Raw genomic sequence first — 3,332 nt, forward strand, 5'->3', positions numbered from 1 at the left:
GCCGCACTCCCGCTCACCCCCAGCAGGGTGGCGTTACGCTGCTGCGAAAACGCCCGCGCCTGACCCGCCGCATGGCTGACCCGGCTGGCCGACGATTTGACCCACACGCCCCCGCGGCCTGCGTCGTCGCGCTGGTCCGGCAGCGCCGCCGCGGACTGGACCACGCCGGACAGCGCCGTCTGTGAAGCCAGGGCGGCGTTCGCCCCGGAGGAGAGCACCGGCGCGGGGTTCACTTCTGCCATAGCCGGTTTTTCCGGTGTGATGGTTTCTGTGGCGGCTGCCGGCTGTTCTGTGGCTGCGACCGGTGCAGGCGCTTCTGAAACGGCCGGTGCTACCGTTGCTGCCGGCTGCTCTGCCGCTGCTGGTGTTAACGCTGCTGCGGGCTGTTCTGCTGCCACCGCCGCTGACTCTGCCACCGTCGCTGTGGCTGCCCCGGCTGACTGCGAACGTTCAGAGATGGCTGGCGCTGAGGTTGCCGGGGACTGTTCTGCCGATCCCGCTGCAGCGCCTGTAGCTGTTACGGATAACTCCGGCTGTTCAGACAGGGCTGCGGCTGTCACGGCTGACGCCGACTGCCCGGAGAGCGCCGGGATCGGCTCTGCTACTTCGGAAGGCCGCTCTGCTTTCTCGTCCGCTGGCGCGGCTGAGGCTGCTGACCGCACTGACCTCGTGACTGCCGCTGGCGTCTCTGACTCTTCGATCGCTGCATCCATGTCAGTCAGCGTGGCCACTCCAGCCAGCTCAGGTAATGCAGAGACGGCTGACGCTAACTGCTCAGGCATGGCTTGAATGATGGCTGGCACAACCGGCTCTTCAACAGCGACGGTGGCTGCTGCGACTGACGCCGGCATCTGTGATTCTTCGGCCGCTATATCCACGTCAGTCAGCGTGGTCATTCCAGCCAGCTCAGGTAATGCAGAGACGGCTGGCGCTGAAGTTGCCGGGAGCGGCAGTGATGCCTCAACCGCCGACTCCGCCGATCCCGCGAGGACAGCGCCGGATGCCCCGGCTGATGCTGACAGCTCAGGGATAAATTGAATTGATGCTGGCACAGTCGTCACTTCGACAGTAACGACCGGCTCTGCTGTTCCCGCGGCAGCGCCTGTCGCTGCTCCGGATAACTCCGGCTGTTCAGACAGGGCTAATGCTGTTGTTGTCACGGCTGACGCCGACTGCCCGGAGAGCGCCGGTGCCGGTTCCGCTACTTCAGAAGACGGCTCTGCCTTCACGTCCGCTGGCGCGGTAATTCCAGCCAGCTCAGGTAATGCAGAGACGACTGGCGCTGAGGTTGCCGGGATCAGCCCTGATACCGCAACCGCCGGCTGCGTCGTTCCCGCAAGGGCAGCGCTGGATAACCCGGCCGACACAGGACGTTCGGACATAGCTGATTTTGTATCTGCCACAGGCTGCTCTGCTAATACGCCCACGGGTACAGAGGCAACTTCTGTCGCGGTTATAGTTGGCCCGGTCGATTCCGTTACAGAGAGTCCGGCTGATTCCGAACGTTCAGAAATAGCTGGCGTTGAAGCTGCCTGGACCTGATCTGCTATCGTACCCGCAGGTTCAGTAATTACCGATGCCGCTACTCTGGCTGTTACAGTAGACCCCTGTTGCTCAGAAGGCGTGGCTACGGCAGAGATTGGCGGTTTACTAAAAGACTTTTCTGATGAAACGGCAGGTATTTCTGATACCGTGACCAATGAATTTGATGTATTCGAAACTGGCACGCTCACCGTTCCCTCTGACAAAGTCTTTTTTGTCTCAGCCTCTTTTGATACTTTTCCCCTGGTCAGTTGCCAGTCGTTACCCAGCCTTTGCAGCGTATAGCGATATGCACCGAGATCAACATGTTTGCCTAACAGAGTGAACGTTACAGAGCCGCCCTGGGTAAATATTAGTCGCTGGGATTCAACTGCGTTCTGCGGCTCGTTACCTGTGTCACTTATCAACAGCTGGAAACTGCCAACAGCTGCATTTTCCCCACGCACAAACAGCTGGTCACTTTTTCCTTCTGACAGATTGGTATTCATGTGAATGATACCTTCACCCCTCAACTCGTTTAGCCTCAGGGTTTTAAAAAAACCGTCAGAATTAAAAATAACACTACCACCATACATGTTTAAAACATTAAAATCAGAGTCTCCACTTAGTTCCCACCGACTATCATTCATACTTACCTGGTTAACAAAATTAACAGATCCTGCCAACAAGGATTTTTTTGTCAGGAATAAATATCCGCAATTTATATTGCAAGAATCGCCTGATGCTCTCACATCACCAGTAATGATACTATCTTCAGCATTAAGCTCTGTAAACCTCCCACTAAATACTATGACGCTGGACTTATCACCTCTCGCAGTCACCTGGCTTTTTGACAGGTTGACCCAATTCTCAATGTTGAACGTTATCGCATTTTTACCCTCAATAACGACAGATGAGTTACTTACATCAACTTGAGAATCAGACCACAGATTATGTAATACCGACATTGAATCGTTTTTTATCTGTATAGTTGAATCCTCTATGTTTAGGTTGCTAAAATTACCTACGTTTATAAAAGAAGCATTCTCTTTACCAGGTAACTTTTTTACCCGACCAGAAAAATCAACACCGCTTAACAAAGCAGAGCTTTTGTCATTTATCTTAATTCGCCCGGGTAGATTATTTTTAACATCCTTTATCGATATCATCCCACCATTTCTGGCCACATAAATACTATCTTTAGGTACAGAGCTTAAAAAATTAATATCCAGTTTAATTTTATCAGCGATAGTTCCAGATGAAAAAACCTGCTGAGAATGAACAGCCAGCGAACTGGCTAAAAATAAATAACTTAGTTTATAACGAGAACGAAAACAAAAGAAAAGATGCAGCATACATATAATCCTGAAATATATAACATAGACAGGTGATTATATTTTCTTAAATTCGAAATTCAGTCAGCAGCAGGCCTGAAAGATGAGTAGGAATTTTCCTTACCTACAGAATTAAGATGTGGTTCGGGCGTCCCTGCCCGCTGATAACCCGGCCGGACTAAAAGTTATAGCGGTAGCCCAGCGTCGCCGACCACGGCTGCACGCTCCGGCTGCCCCTGGCGTACTCCGCTCCGGCCGTCAGCACGTGCCCGCCGCCAAGGCTGAAGCTCGCCCCCATGCCCGCCTCCACCCGGTCCCCCGGCAGGTCGCTGGCAAAATGATGCTGATTGACCTTCACATCCGCCCCTTTACCCAGCGCGCCCACCCACGCCACGCTGACCCAGGGCTCCACCGTCAGGCCCCGCTTTATCGCCACCTGCCTCCCGGCGCTTACCCCTACCCGACCCTGCACCGGGC

The 3,332-nt window shown here is 54.1% G+C and carries 2 protein-coding genes; both read right to left on the reverse strand.

Features of this window, described 5'->3' with window-relative positions:
* A partial coding sequence (locus ABEH87_RS21555) for a pertactin-like passenger domain-containing protein (RefSeq protein ID WP_346579396.1) occupies positions 1–2,876 on the reverse strand: 2,876 nt, incomplete at its 3' end.
* A 157-nt stretch (positions 2,877–3,033) separates the two neighbouring features.
* The coding region (locus ABEH87_RS21560; RefSeq protein WP_346579398.1) for an autotransporter outer membrane beta-barrel domain-containing protein at positions 3,034–3,332 on the reverse strand (299 nt) is incomplete at its 5' end.

The sequence above is a fragment of the Erwinia sp. Eh17-17 genome (genome assembly GCF_039675725.1).
In the GTDB taxonomy this organism is placed as follows: Bacteria; Pseudomonadota; Gammaproteobacteria; order Enterobacterales; family Enterobacteriaceae; genus Erwinia.